The following is a 14,877-nucleotide window of genomic DNA, read 5'->3' as shown; positions in this document are numbered from 1 at the left end:
CTTTAATAATTAAAGTTTAAGTTGTTATATTTTACTGATTGCTGCATTTAAAAAGCAATCTTGTTCAGATAAAATACTTTTCTTGAACCTCCGCTTTTATTAGATATTTTCTGATAACCCCATGCCAGATAATAATCGCCATACCAATACTCAATGTCATCGGTAGCGGTATCACGAACCTTGTCACCTTCTTGGTCTGTGCTAACTTCAATTACTTTGTTGCCTTCTACAACGTTGCTGCCTTTTACTATTTTACTAGCCAGTTTACCTTTATTGCTGTAAACAAGTGTGATGTCGTCGTTATCGAGTTTGATTTTGACTTTTTCCTTCAATTCATTGCTTTTTACGTTATCGAAGCTGAAACTGTTATCCCAGATTAAATTTCCTTTCTGGTCAAATCCGGCCACCACAGCGTGAGTGTATTTAAAGCCATCAAACTGCTGATTATCAAACGACCTGCTTCCTGACCATAGCCATGGGTTCCATGCCCATGAATTCATACCAAAATAGCGCGAATAACGCAAAGCATTTAAACCACTCGAGTAACCATAGGGGCTCCAGAATGGGCTGTTGTATAAACCAGGGCCATAAAAATTGTTATTGTTTCTGAATTCAGGATAAAATACTTCAGCTACCAGTATATACTGGTTATCTTTCTGAATAATATCATGTACCAGAACCCTGTAATTAAGCCGGAGGTCGCTGCCTTTGTCACGTTTTTTTGAAATCTGCCTTTCAATCTTTTCTTGTTGCTTTTGTGACATAAACTTGAAAAAATTCTTGAACTCAGTAAAGCTATGCAGTTTTACGTATTCGGGGTTTTCTTCGTCAACTTTGCTGATATATAAACCCTGCGACATAGGCACGCCATTACTCTGATACCCTTTATACCCGAAATTGCCAATCATCAGTTGAGTGCCATCCTGTAACGAAAACAATTTACCTGTAAGTAAACCGTAGTCATCTTCTGGTTCAACGCTAAGTTGTTCAACTATTTTTCCGTTTTCGTTGATTCTTTTCACAACCATATAACTCGAACGGCCTTTCTTTACTGAATAAGAAACAACCAGAAGGTTGTTTTCATCGTCGAAATCTAATGAAGAAATACTAGCTACACCTTTCAGACCACCTGCAAGTATACGGGGTTGCAATTTAAAAAGGTTCACACTCATTAGCACGGGTTCTTCCTTCACCATTCCGGCCATATACGCAAAATCATTATGCACTTTAAATTCAGATATTTCAAAGTGTGAAATATTCTCAAAAGCAAATTTCTGCATAAGGCCTATACCTGTTGATACCTTGATAATCTGGTAGAGGTCGCTGTTATACCTGCTGAATAAAAAATATACATTCCGGCCATCGCGGTAGAAATCTACATAAGATTGGTTTTCTTCCAAATCACCGTCAACCGACCATGTTTGTTGAAGCTCAGCATCAAACTTGGTAATGTTAAATGTTTTTTTCGATGTTTTAGATAATAGCAAAATACCTTCATCGCCTATGCCTATGACCTGAAATCTGTTTTCATCGCCATTGCTCGGAATCTCAATGCGTTTAACACTTTGGGCTATTGTATTGAAGGCAGAAAAAAGAACCAGTGTTAACAATAAACTTATTTTGGTAAGGCTGTTTATTGTATATCTAATAGTGGTTTTGCCATTGGCGTGTTTATAGGTGTTATTCATAACTTTTAGAAACGATAATATCGAATTCTTCTTTTAAAACTGGTTGTACTGAAAGTCTGGACAGGCGTATCAGGGCCATTTGTTGCAATCGTTCGTCGGCCTTGATAGCTTGCAGACTTACGCCTTTAGGTAATTTTTCAACAGGCGATAAATCTACTGCTACCCAGCGAGGGTCATCAACGGTTGGGTCAGGGTAGGCCTCTCTTACAACTTTGGCAATGCCTACTACTTCAACGCCCTCATTTGAGTGATAGAAAAGCACTAGGTCGCCGAGTTTCATGGCAGCCAAATTATTGCGAGCCTGATAATTTCGTACACCGTCCCACATCCCTACGCCTTGATTAACGAAATCGTCCCAAGAATATTTGAATGGTTCTGATTTTACAAGCCAATAGTTCATTTATCGATAGAGTTTAGAATACTAAAAAAGTAATAGTAAGGATAAAAAAAGCCCCAAATAATTTGGGGCATGTAATTAAATATTCTGAATTAAGGGAATTTCGGAAATTTCTTGAAGTCTGGCTTACGCTTCTCAAGAAACGAACGGAATCCTTCTTTCGCTTCATCTGAAAGATAATAGAGCAAAGTTGCATTTCCTGCTAGCTCCTGAATACCTGCCTGACCATCAAGTTCAGCATTAAACGATGATTTCAGCATTCTGATAGCTAACGGCGACTTCTCCTGTATTTTTCTGCACCACTCAACCGTTACTTCTTCCAGTTGCTCTAATGGAACTACCTTGTTTACCAAACCCATCTCGAGTGCTTCCTGCGCATTGTACTGGTCGCACAGGTACCATATTTCACGCGCTTTTTTCTGCCCTACAATTCGAGCCAGATAACTTGCGCCAAAGCCGCCATCAAAACTACCCACTTTAGGGCCTGTCTGGCCGAAACGTGCATTTTCAGCAGCAATGGTTAAATCACAAACTACGTGCAACACATGCCCGCCACCAATAGCCCAGCCCGCTACCGAAGCAATAACTACTTTAGGGATTGAGCGAATCATTTTTTGTAAGTCAAGTACATTCAGACGCGGAATGTGGTCGTCGCCAATATAACCTCCATGTCCACGAACCGACTGGTCGCCACCACTGCAAAAGGCTTTGCCACCTTCACCCGTTAGTATAATCACCTCAATTGATGGTTCTTCACGGCAGAAGGCCATGGCATCAATCATTTCTTTGACCGTTTGCGGACGAAAAGCATTATGTTTTTCTGGACGATTAATACTAATTTTTGCAATTCCCTCGAAGAAACTAAACTTTATATCTTCGTACTCTTTAATTGTTTCCCAAGTCATAAATATGTAGAATATGGTTGTAAATAATGTATTGCAGCACAAAAAACACTGGCTTAACTATAAAACCGAAAAAAAAGATAATTGTTCTTATTCAATTTCCTCAATGTTAATGGTATCAGAGCGGTCGTCTTCCTGAAAAAACTCAACTTTCCAAGTGTGGTCGGCCAATAAAAAAACCTTTGCCAGAAACTGATTGAAAGGAAACGAACGACCCCACTCTGACGGTGCAACCATCGATAAAATATCTGAACCGTCCTTTTTTTCATACAAATAATAAGTATGGTTAATAATGGGTTCAAACCCTATGGCTGCATCATAAATTCTTTCCGAAATATCAATCCTGTTTTTTATCTCCTTTGCCTGCTGAGCCAGCAACTCCATTTGTCGGTAAATTTTGTTTAACTGCTCGTTGGTTTGCTGGCGCATAGCTAATTGCGCTTTGCCTTTCACTTTGCCAATATCTTCGGGGCGAATAACCGCACTACCCGAAGTATGCGCATACTCCATTAAACCCGGATTTTCGGCAACTTTGATTTTGTCAATAGGATTCTTTTCCATGCTGCAAATTTATTTTGAAAACTTTGTTTCTGAACTAAATATTTAAAAAATAATGATTATTATGTGCCTTTTACCCAAAATGCCATTCCAAAACTTCTACTAACTTTAAGGCTTGGGTTGGTATTTGTAATTATTGTGTAAATAAATATTCTGCAAATTTATTTATTTTCAGATAAAAAAAATAAATTGTGTTTTGTTTTTAGATATATAATCTTTGAAAAATCTTTTCAGAAGATTATATAACTTTTTAAATGGCTATTTTGTTACATTTGATAAAAAGAATCCGTCTTATAGGTAAAGAGTTTCTCCTTAAAACAAATTAACTAGCTTTTTATAAACTAAATCAAGAAGCATTAACGGCAATTCATCTAAAACTGATAATAATTTTATGACCTCAGCTAACGAAAGCAAAACCATTGACAGAAAAGAATTTATGAAACAAGTAGGTATTAGTTTCGGTGCAATTATGCTTATGAACTGTCTTCAGTCGTGTGATGCAGGCGGTGAAATACCTGACCCAAACAATGGAAATAACTCTGGCAATGTAGATTTTACCTTAGACCTGAATAATGCCTCTTACAGTACCCTTAAAAACAAAGGTGGTTATGTAGTGGTTAAGCCTCAAAATATTATAGTAGCACGTACAACCGCTGATACATGGATAGCCGTTAGCGCAATATGTACGCACGAACAAACAACTACTGTAAATTACAGGGCTGCTACCAATGATTTTCTGTGCCCAAACCACCAGTCAGAATTTAAAGCCGATGGGAGTGTACAAAAGGGGCCAGCTACTGCGGCTTTAAAAAAATATTCGGTTTCTGCCGATTTGACCAATAACACTGTTCGTGTTTTTGAATAAATTTGTCGACAAAACTTTTTTGCACCCTTCTTATGTTATAGTAAGAAGGGCTTTTTATTATTAAAATATGATTTTTTTAGAGAGAGACGGAACACTAATTAATACTGCACCGGGTAATATATATTATAGTAAAGTGCTGAATTTTAAAGAAGCTTGGGAAGCCGGAGAACAGCATTTTACGATTCATACGTCAGGCTCAACGGGTATACCTAAACCTGTTACGTTTACGCGTGAGCAACTGCTTGAGTCGGCTCGGCTGACAGCCAGAACTTTTAATCTTCAGGAGGGAGACACCGCTTTTTGTTGCTTAAGTGTTGATTACATTGCAGGCATGATGATGCTCGTGAGGGCTTTTGAAACAGGAATGGATTTGATGGTGGTAGAACCAGGCTCAAGCCCATTTAAGGGCATCGAAAAGCACATGTATCTGCTGAATGCTAACAGAGGAAAGAATTTTTTTGCTTTTGTGCCTTTACAAATACAAACCATGCTCGAAAAGCCTGAGTTATTTCTGGAAACCCTTAATTCGGCCAAGAGTATAATTATTGGTGGGGCAGGGGTGAGCGAAACTGTTCAGGAAAAAATACAACAAATTCATGCACCGGTTTATGCTACTTATGGCATGACCGAAACACTTAGCCATATTGCTGTGAGGCGCTTGAATGGAGCCGATAAGGAGGATTTTTTTACTGTACTTGATGGCGTTGAGATTGGACAAGATGAGCGCGAGTGCCTGAAAATAAGGTCGAAAGTAACAGACGCGCAGTGGGTTATTACGAACGATATAGTAGAAATGATTAGCCCAACACAGTTCAGACTGATTGGGAGAATCGACAATATTATTAATAGCGGTGGGGTAAAAATACAACTGGAAAAAATTGAATCCATAGTTGAGGATATTTTCGGTAAAATGGACTTTTACGGCCGTTTTTTTGCCTATGGTATACCCGACGAAAAATTAGGACAAAAGCTGGTTCTGGTAGTTGAAAGTGAATTGCCTTTCTCTGACGGAAATGCACTTGGAAGAAGTTTTTCAGAAAAATTGTCTAAATTTGAAATTCCAAAAGAAATCTTTTTTGTTGAAAAACTAATCGAAACACCTACCGGAAAAATCGATAAAATTAAAACTGTCAATGCCTACGTTTTCCCTCAAATATCAAACCTCTGAAAATATACCTGCGCCTTTTGCTCATGCCATTGAGGTGTCAGGCGAAATTGAACAAAACAAAGAATTAACACTTTCTTTTGAACTAACTTATCTGGGCCGTGAAGAGCTTTCAGAAGAAGAAATTCTGGATGAAGGTTTCTCCGAAAATGATGATTTTAGCTGGAAAGGTAGCTTGCCGGATGTCTGGCGAGATATTATTTATGGTAATCTTAAATCGGCTAAGCCACTCAAAATCAAAGATTTAGAGCCTCATCAGGATTTCTGGCAAATCGATTTCGAGGGAGCTACTTTTTATCCTGCAAATGCCGAAAAATTATCGTATCTGCTGGAAGAAGTTCAACAAGCCATTTTTGAAAAAGCTAAGAGAGAGCTTCCGTTGAATCTGATTTTTTATAAAAACCAAGCAGGAGAAATAAAAGAAATTACTATTAAGGCTTCGTTTGTTGAAAGGAAAGTTGAAATAGTAAAAAAAGAAAATAATCTGGAGGTAAGAAACACCAAAATAGCTTGGGAGGAGTTAAATTTTATACTGAAAAATACTTTCTCGGGTGAATTTATTGTTGATTTAGCCTTTGCTCAGCGTCCTGTGCATAAAGGTATATTCGTTAATATTGGCGATGGTTACTGGTATGAAGTAGGAAAATCGTTATTGATAGAATCGCACAAGGTTCAGAAAATATTTAAGCTATAAAAAAACTCATCCCAGAGCCTGAGATGAGTTTAAGCATTATCTATTCAACCTATGATTATTAATTCGTACCTTGTATACGGGTATATTTCGTAAAGGTTATATCTTTATATTTCCCTGTCCAGCTTAATAAAAGAGTTGTGCCCGATTTTGGGCTGGCAATTCCTAATTCGGCCCAACTCTTGGTTAATTTAGCAATCCCTTTATCGTCAGTAGTGAGTTCGCCTATTTTTGCCCCATTGCGGATTGATAACTGAATAGGCAATGATTTTACAGCAATTGAATCAATCCCCTTGGTATGGTCAAGAATATTGGTTTTGTCTAGCTCAACCAGTTTTATTGAGAAAGTTACGTCTTTACTTACTTTGGTCATGACAGTTGGCTCGGTAGTTAAGCCCGACGATGCCACACCGTTGTCGTCAATTACTAAGAATAACAAGGGAGAAACCACTCTGTCAACAAATGGGTCTTTTTTCTCGCAAGCACTTATTACTAATATAATGCCAAATAGAAGAATATATGCGGTCTTTTTCATGTTGCTGAATGTTAAGATTTTTAAATCATTTTCTAGGGTAATTACTTCTCGGCCCACCAGAGTTTGGTTTTCATATTATCTACGCCGCCGTTAATAGTTATCCCTTTGTCCAGATTAATTCTGTTAAGCGAATATTCAGTAGTTGGATACGGTAAACGTGTAGGTAAAATACCATCATTTTCAAAAACGGCCCGAGGGTCTTTGGCAGGCATTACAGGGTAACCCGTGCGGCGGTATTCCGTCCAGGCTTCAACTGCATTTCCGAACAGAGCTATCCACTTCTGGTCGAGTATTTTTTCACGGCTAACAGTGCCTACTGTTGCAAAATAATTTACGGGTACAGTTACTTTGTATTGGTCGAACGAAGCCGCAATGCCTTTCTGGAAATATGTGTTTGCATCCCCGCTGATGTCGCCGTCAATGGCTGCCTCAGCCAGAATCAACTGTAATTCGCTGTAAGTCATAATTACGCTTGGCGTAGTTGCTTGCATAAAATAACTGCCCAAAGTTGAGGCCGAACTCAGATAAGTAGTTGCAATGGCATCGGGTAGGCCGTTAGGAATACCTTCGTATTTGCCTGCTGAATTCTGATTAGCAAAAACAGATAAGCGTGTGTCGCCCAGCCCTGTCAGTTTATCAACAAATGTTTTACTCATGCTCCAGTCGGTGCGGCTACCCATTACCATTACTTCGTGCCATTCGTTGTTACTTGGGCGTGTAGCTGTATTTTTGAGCAACGCGTTATCATCATTACTACTAAAAATTGGATATTTGGTAGGGTCACCCAGAATTTCAGCCATTATTGCCTTTGATTCAGCCGATTTTTTGGCAGCCTGACGGTTAGCCAATCGTAGTCTTAATGAATTGGCAAACTTCTTCCATTTCAGAATATTACCTTCGTAAAGGATATCTCCTGAAATAGCTGGCCCGCCTACAACTAGTTTTTCGTTAGCTGTTTTTAAATCGTTCAACAATCCGGCATAAACTTTATCCATTGCGTCGTATTCGGGTGTATAAACCGGCGTCCCATCTGTACCTTTCAGTGCCTGCGTGTACGGAATAGCTCCGTAAAGGTCGGTCAATACTGAGAAAACCCAAGTACGCATCACAAGTGCAACACCTTCATAGTTAGTATTTGGCGTTTTACCGCTAGTACCCGCTTGTTTAATAATACTCTGGAAGTTAACAAGGCCATCGTTGAAAAACGATTTCCATGTATTATTATAAAAAGTTGGTGTAATACCGTAGTTATCTCCTTCATTTGAATAAATATTCCTTGAAAGATATTGGATCCATAACATGGCCCCATCCAGATTTAAACGCTCAAAGCGGATATTACTACCCCAGTATCGGTCGACTGATTTTTCGATAGCATAGGGCAATAGGTATTGAGGACTAATACTGGTGGGGTTGTTAGGGTCGGTATTCATTTTATCGAATTCGTCGGTACACGAGTTCATTGAAAGACCTAACAGAATAGCTATTACTGCAATTATTTTATATGATTTCATAGAGATTTCAAATTTAGGTAATGAAAAAAACTAGCCATATCTGCTTAGAAGCCGAGCGATAAGTTAAAGCCCAGACTTCTGGAAGATGGTAATTCTCCATAAGCAAAACCTTGTGAATTACCACCAAAACGGTCAACTTCGGGGTCGATATGTGGTGAGTTTTTAAATAAAATAGCCAGATTTCTGCCCACTAATGAAAGTTTAGCGTTTTGTATTCTGGCTTTCTTTAATAGTGCCTCAGGCAAACGGATACCTAGAGAAACCTCACGAAGTTTAATGTAACTACCGTCAAAAATGGCGGCTTCGTGGTATCTTCTTGGGTTGTTGTACCCGTAAAACTGGTTAGCCGCAACCATTACGTCGTTAGGTACATACTGTGGGTTGTCGGATGTTCCGATATTTTTTACCCCTTTGCCTATTACGCCTTCTTCACGGCCTAGTGCAGTTTCAGCATACTGACCTGTCCAGCGGGCTGTTCCGGTGCCTTCATCAAAGAAGTCGCCACCTTTTTTCACGTCTACAAGAAAGGCCAAGCTCAAACGTTTATAGGTAAGTGTGTTTGATATACCGCCCGTCCAGTCAGGTTGTATATTACCTAATACTCTTGGGGTAGTTTCAACCACGGGTAAGCCATCGTTATAAACAATTTGGCCATCAGGTGCATGTTTGAAACCAATTCCATACAAAGCTCCATAAGGTTGACCAACTTGCGCAATCGAAATCAGACCACGGCGTTCTTGTAATGTGTAGGTAGTTAGACCTTCGGCAAGTTCAACCACGAGGTTGCGATTTCTGGCAAAGTTGAGGGCAACTTCCCACTTGAAGCCGTTAGGAGTCTCGAAAGGTGTACCCGATAAAGTAATTTCCAGACCTTTGTTGTTAATCTGCCCAGCATTCAGAATACGTTTATCGTAGCCACTTGCTTTTGAAATTTCAACACCCAGAATCTGATTTTTGGTTGTCTGGTCGTAGTAAGTAAAATCCAGACCTATCTTGTTTTTAAGAAAACGGAGGTCAAGCCCGAACTCGATTCCGGTGGTTATTTCAGGTTTCAGGGTTGAATTAGAGATGGTAATGTTTTCGTAATATTCAGGAATTGAGCCATTCCATGAACCACTCGGACGGAACGTCTGTGTTAGTTGGTAAGGGTCGGCATCGTTTCCTACTTGTGCCCAGCTAGCTCTTACTTTTCCGAAAGATAAAATGCTTTTTGGTATGTTTATCAAGTCTGTAATTACAGCACTAGCAGACACAGAAGGGTAGAAATAAGAACGAGCGTTGGCTGGTAAGGTACTCGACCAATCGTTACGAGCTGTCACATCTAAAAACAAGGCATTCATATAGCCAAACTGAGCAGAGCCATATAAACTCTGAACATTTGTTTCTTCGATACGGCTGGCCACTGAATTCTGGCTTGGATTTGAGTTAGCTAGGTTATATACGCCATCTACAACAAGCTCACCTACATTGGTAAAGTTTCTTTTATAATAGTTTGTTCTGATAGCGCCACCGGCCTGTGCAACTATCGAAAAGTTCTTATTGAAGGTTTTATCAAAACTTAACAGAAAATCATGATTACTTTCCTGACGACGCAAAACCTCTTCTGAATAGGTTCCGGGTGTTTTATTGCCATTACGTACACGTTCAAAGTTAGCAATGTTAATTCTGGTATCGGTCCACATATCTGTTCCTGTTCTTAGCATTAATTTAAGAAAAGGCAGGAGCTTGGCATTGATTGATATATTCCCGATAAGGCGGTCTTTATCGTTTGTGTTAGGCAAATACTCATTGGTATAGAAAGGGTTGGTAAAATAGGTATGTTGCCAGTTGGGTGGGTCGTTGTCGGGAAGTTTTCCGGCAACAGCCCTCTGGATATGCACGGCAGCATAATCTTTGTAATTAGCGAGTTGGTCCCACGATACATGCCTATGTGACCAGATAAAAGTATCGCCATTCTGATAAGTCCGATTACCACCTGATTTGATATATTCTCCCGATACAGTAGCCGAAAGGAATTTATTGAGCTTATAATTTGAATTTATTTTAAAATTACTTCTTTCAAAACCATTTTTATAGGCTAGCCCTTTCTGGTTCAGTCTGTCGAAGCTCAAACGGAAATTGCCACGCTCATTGGCTCCCGATAATGCTATGTGGTTTGTAAAGGAAGTGCCCGTTTCCCAGAATTCATCCCAGTTGTTTGGCTGCGGCGTTAATGGGGCTACATCTTTTCCGGTAAACCATTGGCGTACCAAACGGCCGTCCATAGGAGCTCCCCAGCTTTCATCGGTTCCATCGGTACCCGTAGTTTTTCCGGGCGAAACAAAACCATAGGCAGCTTTATACTGGTCGTAAGCATCGGGTTGAATGGTGCCACTCCACCCATCCGAATACCAAGTGGTATAACCGTTTCCGCCACCATAAGTGTTCTGAAAATTAGGTTTTACCAATGGGCGTTCGGCTGTAAAGTTTGCATTGTATTCAATACCTAGCCCTTTGCTTCCTGCACCATCTTTGGAGGTAATCAGAATAACCCCGTTGGCTGCTCGTGAGCCATATAGGGCAGCGGCATTAGGGCCTTTCAGTACCGAAATATCTTTTATGTTATCGGGGTTAATTTCAGAGATTCCACCTCCAAACTGTTTATCATATTGTTGTTGAAGTGGAACGCCATCAAGAACAATCAGGGGCTGGTTATTACCTGATACGGATGATGAGCCACGAATCTGAATGGTTGAGCCACTACCGGGCCCGCCATTACTACTAATTCTGACTCCTGCAATACGACCTGCCAAAGAGTTTACTACGTTGGTCGAACGGGCCTCAACAATACTTTCACCTTTTACTTCCTGCTGTGAGAAACCCAACGATTTCTTTTCACGCGAAATACCCAATGCTGTAACTACCACTTCATTGAGTGTTTTGGTGTCGCTTGTGAGCGTAATCTCATAGGTTGTTCTGTTATCTATTTTTTCTTCTATGGTTTTATAACCAATAGCACTGAAAACCAAAATACCATTAGCAGAAGGAACTTTAATAGAAAACTTGCCATTTGCGTCGGTCATAGTGCCGATACTGGCGCCCTTCAATGCAATCGAAACCCCCGGCAACGCACCTTCCTCAGCCGAATTTACTACACCTGTCAGGAGTTTCTCCTGAGCAAAAAGTGTAAGGGGCAAAAGAAAAATAACTGTGAAGTAGTATAAGTGTTTTTTCATACGTGTAAGGTGTTTAGTAAAGGTTTAGTTAAGCTAATAGGAAGTTTAACTTACGAAGCCGTCCGACTCAACCAATCGCTCGAAATTCCGACCGCTCAGCTTCGAGTGATGATTGAAGTCGGGAGCTACGTCAGCAAGAGAGGTGCAAGCCTGTCTCTTCTTAATCTTTAAGGCGTTAATACGTTCGATTTTTTAGGCAAAAGCATTCGCTAAACATACCGGTTAGAGTATGAAAATGCCTTTAATGGGAAAATTTTTAATTAAGTTATTCGATGTTCAGCAATTGAAATTAGTCGTTTCAGAGGTAGACTAATAACCCCGCAACTTCGCTAATTGTGAAGTTTCCTTAATAAAATGTCAGATACTCGGCTTTTGCGGTCGGAAGAGAGTTTCTGATGAAGTATATTGTACTTTTCTAATAATTTCTAATGCAATATAATATGTTAAAAAAAATACTTGCAAATTATTTTAATAAAAATTTAACTTAATATTAAAAATAGTTTAAATTTTTAAATATTTACTTGTAAATGTGCAATTATTAGAAATTATTTACTGCAAAATCTGTAAAATGTAAAATATTATATATGTTTAAAAAAAATGTTATTTTTGAATAAAAATTAAAAATAAATAAAATATAAGTGTATAAATAAAGTATAATTGAATTTGAAATTAATATTTTAAAAAAAATATGTTAAAATTTAATAATAAAAAATATTGTCAATTTGTTGTATTATAATTACATTTGCTATCAATAATACTTTTCTACAATTTCTAATTATTTTCATTGAAACACTTCAGCAATGTTTCAATACCATCGCAAGCCAGAATCTTCTGAATTTATCGATTCAGCTAAATATCACTACTGTCTGTATCAGGTAATATATTATATCAGAGTAACTTAAAGCTAAACAATTTTATACTCTTTAAACATTTGAAGAAAATGACTCAAAAAATCGACAGACGTAAACTTTTAAAGTCAAGCCTGACGGCACTCGGAGGTATGGTAATTGCCCCACAACTAAGTATGGGTGCATTTCCTAATACTCCTGTTAAAATAGATTCTAAAAACAGGCTTTATTATACCCCTTTAATGCGTGAGCATTTTATCAGCAATCCACCTGATGTAACAAAATTGAAAGCGCGTCTGAATGCAAACGAGAACCCGTACGGACCACCAGCAAGTGCCAAACAAGCAGTTGTTGATTCAGTTTCTTTGGGGAATCGTTACGCATGGAAAGAATTAAGTGATTTAGTAGGTAAGATTGTTAAGAAAGAAGGACCGGGAGTTACACCAAACCACATTATGATGGGGCCGGGTTCATCTGATTTATTAGAAAAAGTAGCTATTGTACAATTCATGAATGGAGGTAATATTGTTTCGGCCGACCCATGTTATATGTCATTAGTAAATGTGGCCAAAGCAACTGGAGCCAAATGGAAGGCCGTTCCTTGTAGAAGTGACTGGTCGCACGACCTCCCAGCAATGGAAGCAGCAATTGATGCCGATACCAAATTAGTGTATATCTGTAATCCGAATAATCCTACGGGTAGTATTACTTCAGGTAAGGAACTACTTGATTTCTGTTCACGTGTGTCAGAAAAAGTGCCTGTTTTTATTGATGAAGCCTATCTTGAATTGGCTGAAGGAACAGGTACTGAAAGTATGGTTTCGTTGTTAGGGCAAAACAAAAATGTAATTATAGCCCGTACATTCTCAAAAATTATGGGAATGGCAGGTCTACGCGTTGGTTATATCGCAGCTTTGCCATCGTTTCTGGATAAAATACAGAATATTACCAGAGGCGGTATGGGTATTTCTTACACTTCTGTATTGGCGGCATCGGCAAGTATCGAAGATATGGAGTTTCAGGCTAGCACGAAAAAACTAAATTCGGAGGTAAAAGCATATCTTTATGCTAATCTGGATAAAATGAACTACAAATATATTCCGTCATATACAAACTTTGTCATTTTCCCGATTACGATGGATGGCAAGGACTTTTTGGCTAAAATGTATGCCAAAGGCATAGGAATCCGAACTTTCGATATTCAGAAAAAAACATGGTGTCGGGTAAGTATGGGGACAATGGACGAAGTTAAACTTTTCGTAAAAGCTCTGGAAGAAATCAGCTAGTCTTAGTAAATCTATTTAATCATAAATTAAATGTTTGGGTAAGAAAACCTCATGCGTTTTCTTACTCAGGCATTGCAGGAAACTTATTTTCCAAAATTTCCTAATTCTTATGGCAGTAGCACTTCAAAAAACATTTATATTAATTCTTCTGATTGTGATTGGGTTGGCATTAAGGTCAAAAATCAAAAATAGAACAGAATTGAATGGCATTAAAGAAATGATTCTTTCTGTGGCGCTGCCTTCAACAGTTTTTGTGGCTTTAATGGGTGTTAAAATAGATTCAACCCTGTTAATATATCCACTCATCACGCTGGCATTTAATTTCTTTATTTATTTGTCGATGCCGTACATTCTGCTTCTTTTTAAGATTGAAGCCGATAGTTCAACGGGTAGAACCCTCACCATGCTTATGCCCTCGCTGGCACCGGGTTTATCGAGTTTTCCTTTTATTCATGAATTTCTTGGAAAAGAATCGTTGGCAAAAGCTGCTATGGCCGATGTTGGCAATAAGTTTTTTGCACTCAATTTTCTGTACTTTGTGGCAATGAATATGTACCTCAAAAACAATAAAGCCAACGAAGTAAAAGAAGAAGGAAAACTGAAAAGTTTGTTATTGAGCCTCGTAAAAGAGCCTATCAATATTGTAATGTTACTGGCAATTGGTTTTTTAAGTTTTGGTATCAGTTTTGAAGATTTACCGCCAATTATTTCAGAAATATTTAACCGAACCAGTATGCTCATGACCCCAATGGTATTGATATACATTGGTTTGGCTGTACAACTAAAAGAAGGCAAAATCAGGCTTGTAAGTTCAATACTATTGTTCAGGGCAGGCATAACCATCCTTTTTAGTGTGCTTATTATTACAATATTTCAGATTTCATCTCCGGTACTTGTGCTGTTGGCTGTTGTAGTACCTTTGAGTTCGTGTAGTTTCTGGCCATTTGCGCACATGTCGGCCATAGCCTTGCGTGAAGAAACAAGCCATTTGCCTAAGGAAAAACGAACTTTTAATATTGAATTGGCAGTGCTGGTATTAGCTTTTTCATTACCATTTTCTACTATTTTAGTGATGGGTATTTTATCGGCAGGTACTTTTTTTGCTCATACAGAAGTACTACTGCTTACAGGCTTGGGTTTAATAGGTATCAGTTTTATACCTAAATTTATTACTAAAACAATCGTGAGGGTTTCTAAAGCTCATGGTTGAGCAAGT

Annotated in this window: 12 protein-coding genes; 5 read left to right on the top strand and 7 right to left on the bottom strand. The window is 38.7% G+C overall.

Annotated elements, in window-relative coordinates:
• Window positions 1–47: 47 nt before the first annotated feature.
• The 4 genes from WAA15_RS02645 to WAA15_RS02630 form a co-directional block, all read right to left on the bottom strand.
• Window positions 48–1,688 (bottom strand): hypothetical protein, encoded by a 1,641-nt coding sequence (locus tag WAA15_RS02645; protein WP_337040851.1) that lies wholly within the window; start codon window positions 1,686–1,688, stop codon window positions 48–50.
• Window positions 1,681–2,088, bottom strand: coding sequence for an EVE domain-containing protein (locus WAA15_RS02640; RefSeq protein WP_337040850.1), 408 nt, complete (start codon window positions 2,086–2,088; stop codon window positions 1,681–1,683). Before WAA15_RS02640 ends, WAA15_RS02645 begins: the two co-directional genes overlap by 8 nt.
• Window positions 2,089–2,177: 89 nt before the next feature.
• Window positions 2,178–2,990 carry a 1,4-dihydroxy-2-naphthoyl-CoA synthase gene (gene menB, locus WAA15_RS02635; RefSeq protein WP_337040849.1) on the bottom strand — a complete coding sequence of 271 codons (813 nt, stop codon included), beginning with the start codon at window positions 2,988–2,990 and terminating at the stop codon, window positions 2,178–2,180.
• Window positions 2,991–3,077: 87 nt separating this feature from the next.
• Window positions 3,078–3,548: a DUF2452 domain-containing protein gene (locus WAA15_RS02630; protein WP_337040847.1), complete on the bottom strand. Its 471-nt coding sequence runs from the start codon at window positions 3,546–3,548 to the stop codon at window positions 3,078–3,080.
• 388 nt (window positions 3,549–3,936) lie between these two features.
• Between WAA15_RS02630 and WAA15_RS02625 the strand changes: the two genes are divergently transcribed.
• From WAA15_RS02625 to WAA15_RS02615, 3 genes are all read left to right on the top strand, one after another.
• The gene (locus WAA15_RS02625) at window positions 3,937–4,410 is read left to right on the top strand and encodes a QcrA and Rieske domain-containing protein (protein WP_337040845.1); all 474 of its coding nucleotides are present in this window, start codon (window positions 3,937–3,939) and stop codon (window positions 4,408–4,410) included.
• 67 nt (window positions 4,411–4,477) lie between these two features.
• Entirely contained in the window at window positions 4,478–5,578 is a 1,101-nt protein-coding gene (locus tag WAA15_RS02620; protein WP_337040844.1) for an AMP-binding protein, read from the top strand.
• Window positions 5,544–6,269 carry a hypothetical protein gene (locus tag WAA15_RS02615; RefSeq protein WP_337040843.1) on the top strand — a complete coding sequence of 242 codons (726 nt, stop codon included), beginning with the start codon at window positions 5,544–5,546 and terminating at the stop codon, window positions 6,267–6,269. The genes WAA15_RS02620 and WAA15_RS02615 overlap by 35 nt, the downstream gene beginning before the upstream one ends.
• 58 nt (window positions 6,270–6,327) lie before the next feature.
• Here WAA15_RS02615 and WAA15_RS02610 read toward each other — a convergent pair whose 3' ends face one another.
• From WAA15_RS02610 to WAA15_RS02600, 3 genes are read right to left on the bottom strand one after another with little or no spacing between them, the layout of a single operon-like run.
• Window positions 6,328–6,801, bottom strand: coding sequence for a hypothetical protein (locus WAA15_RS02610; RefSeq protein ID WP_337040842.1), 474 nt, complete (start codon window positions 6,799–6,801; stop codon window positions 6,328–6,330).
• 41 nt (window positions 6,802–6,842) lie between these two features.
• Window positions 6,843–8,312, bottom strand: coding sequence for a SusD/RagB family nutrient-binding outer membrane lipoprotein (locus tag WAA15_RS02605; RefSeq protein ID WP_337040841.1), 1,470 nt, complete (start codon window positions 8,310–8,312; stop codon window positions 6,843–6,845).
• A 44-nt stretch (window positions 8,313–8,356) separates the two neighbouring features.
• A complete protein-coding gene (locus WAA15_RS02600; protein WP_337040840.1) occupies window positions 8,357–11,527 on the bottom strand; it encodes a SusC/RagA family TonB-linked outer membrane protein in 3,171 nt (1,056 codons plus the stop codon).
• A 940-nt stretch (window positions 11,528–12,467) separates the two neighbouring features.
• Here WAA15_RS02600 and WAA15_RS02595 point away from each other — a divergent pair.
• Window positions 12,468–13,661 carry a pyridoxal phosphate-dependent aminotransferase gene (locus tag WAA15_RS02595; RefSeq protein ID WP_337040839.1) on the top strand — a complete coding sequence of 398 codons (1,194 nt, stop codon included), beginning with the start codon at window positions 12,468–12,470 and terminating at the stop codon, window positions 13,659–13,661.
• Window positions 13,662–13,770: 109 nt separating this feature from the next.
• The gene (locus tag WAA15_RS02590; RefSeq protein WP_337040838.1) at window positions 13,771–14,871 is read left to right on the top strand and encodes a hypothetical protein; all 1,101 of its coding nucleotides are present in this window, start codon (window positions 13,771–13,773) and stop codon (window positions 14,869–14,871) included.
• The last annotated feature ends 6 nt before the right edge of the window (window positions 14,872–14,877 follow it).

Source organism: Emticicia sp. 17c (genome assembly GCF_037153985.1).
In the GTDB taxonomy this organism is placed as follows: Bacteria; Bacteroidota; Bacteroidia; order Cytophagales; family Spirosomataceae; genus Emticicia.
The sequence above is the reverse complement of the archived record's forward strand: the minus strand, read 5'-3'. Positions and strand labels throughout refer to the sequence as shown.

What these genes read in the sequence shown, in the direction of transcription:
- WAA15_RS02645 (WP_337040851.1), bottom strand. Translation starts at nt 1,688, where the DNA reads ATGAATAACACCTATAAACACGCCAATGGCAAAACCACTATTAGATAT.
- WAA15_RS02640 (WP_337040850.1), bottom strand. Translation starts at nt 2,088, where the DNA reads ATGAACTATTGGCTTGTAAAATCAGAACCATTCAAATATTCTTGGGAC.
- menB (WP_337040849.1), bottom strand. Translation starts at nt 2,990, where the DNA reads ATGACTTGGGAAACAATTAAAGAGTACGAAGATATAAAGTTTAGTTTC.
- WAA15_RS02630 (WP_337040847.1), bottom strand. Translation starts at nt 3,548, where the DNA reads ATGGAAAAGAATCCTATTGACAAAATCAAAGTTGCCGAAAATCCGGGT.
- WAA15_RS02625 (WP_337040845.1), top strand. Translation starts at nt 3,937, where the DNA reads ATGACCTCAGCTAACGAAAGCAAAACCATTGACAGAAAAGAATTTATG.
- WAA15_RS02620 (WP_337040844.1), top strand. Translation starts at nt 4,478, where the DNA reads ATGATTTTTTTAGAGAGAGACGGAACACTAATTAATACTGCACCGGGT.
- WAA15_RS02615 (WP_337040843.1), top strand. Translation starts at nt 5,544, where the DNA reads ATGCCTACGTTTTCCCTCAAATATCAAACCTCTGAAAATATACCTGCG.
- WAA15_RS02610 (WP_337040842.1), bottom strand. Translation starts at nt 6,801, where the DNA reads ATGAAAAAGACCGCATATATTCTTCTATTTGGCATTATATTAGTAATA.
- WAA15_RS02605 (WP_337040841.1), bottom strand. Translation starts at nt 8,312, where the DNA reads ATGAAATCATATAAAATAATTGCAGTAATAGCTATTCTGTTAGGTCTT.
- WAA15_RS02600 (WP_337040840.1), bottom strand. Translation starts at nt 11,527, where the DNA reads ATGAAAAAACACTTATACTACTTCACAGTTATTTTTCTTTTGCCCCTT.
- WAA15_RS02595 (WP_337040839.1), top strand. Translation starts at nt 12,468, where the DNA reads ATGACTCAAAAAATCGACAGACGTAAACTTTTAAAGTCAAGCCTGACG.
- WAA15_RS02590 (WP_337040838.1), top strand. Translation starts at nt 13,771, where the DNA reads ATGGCAGTAGCACTTCAAAAAACATTTATATTAATTCTTCTGATTGTG.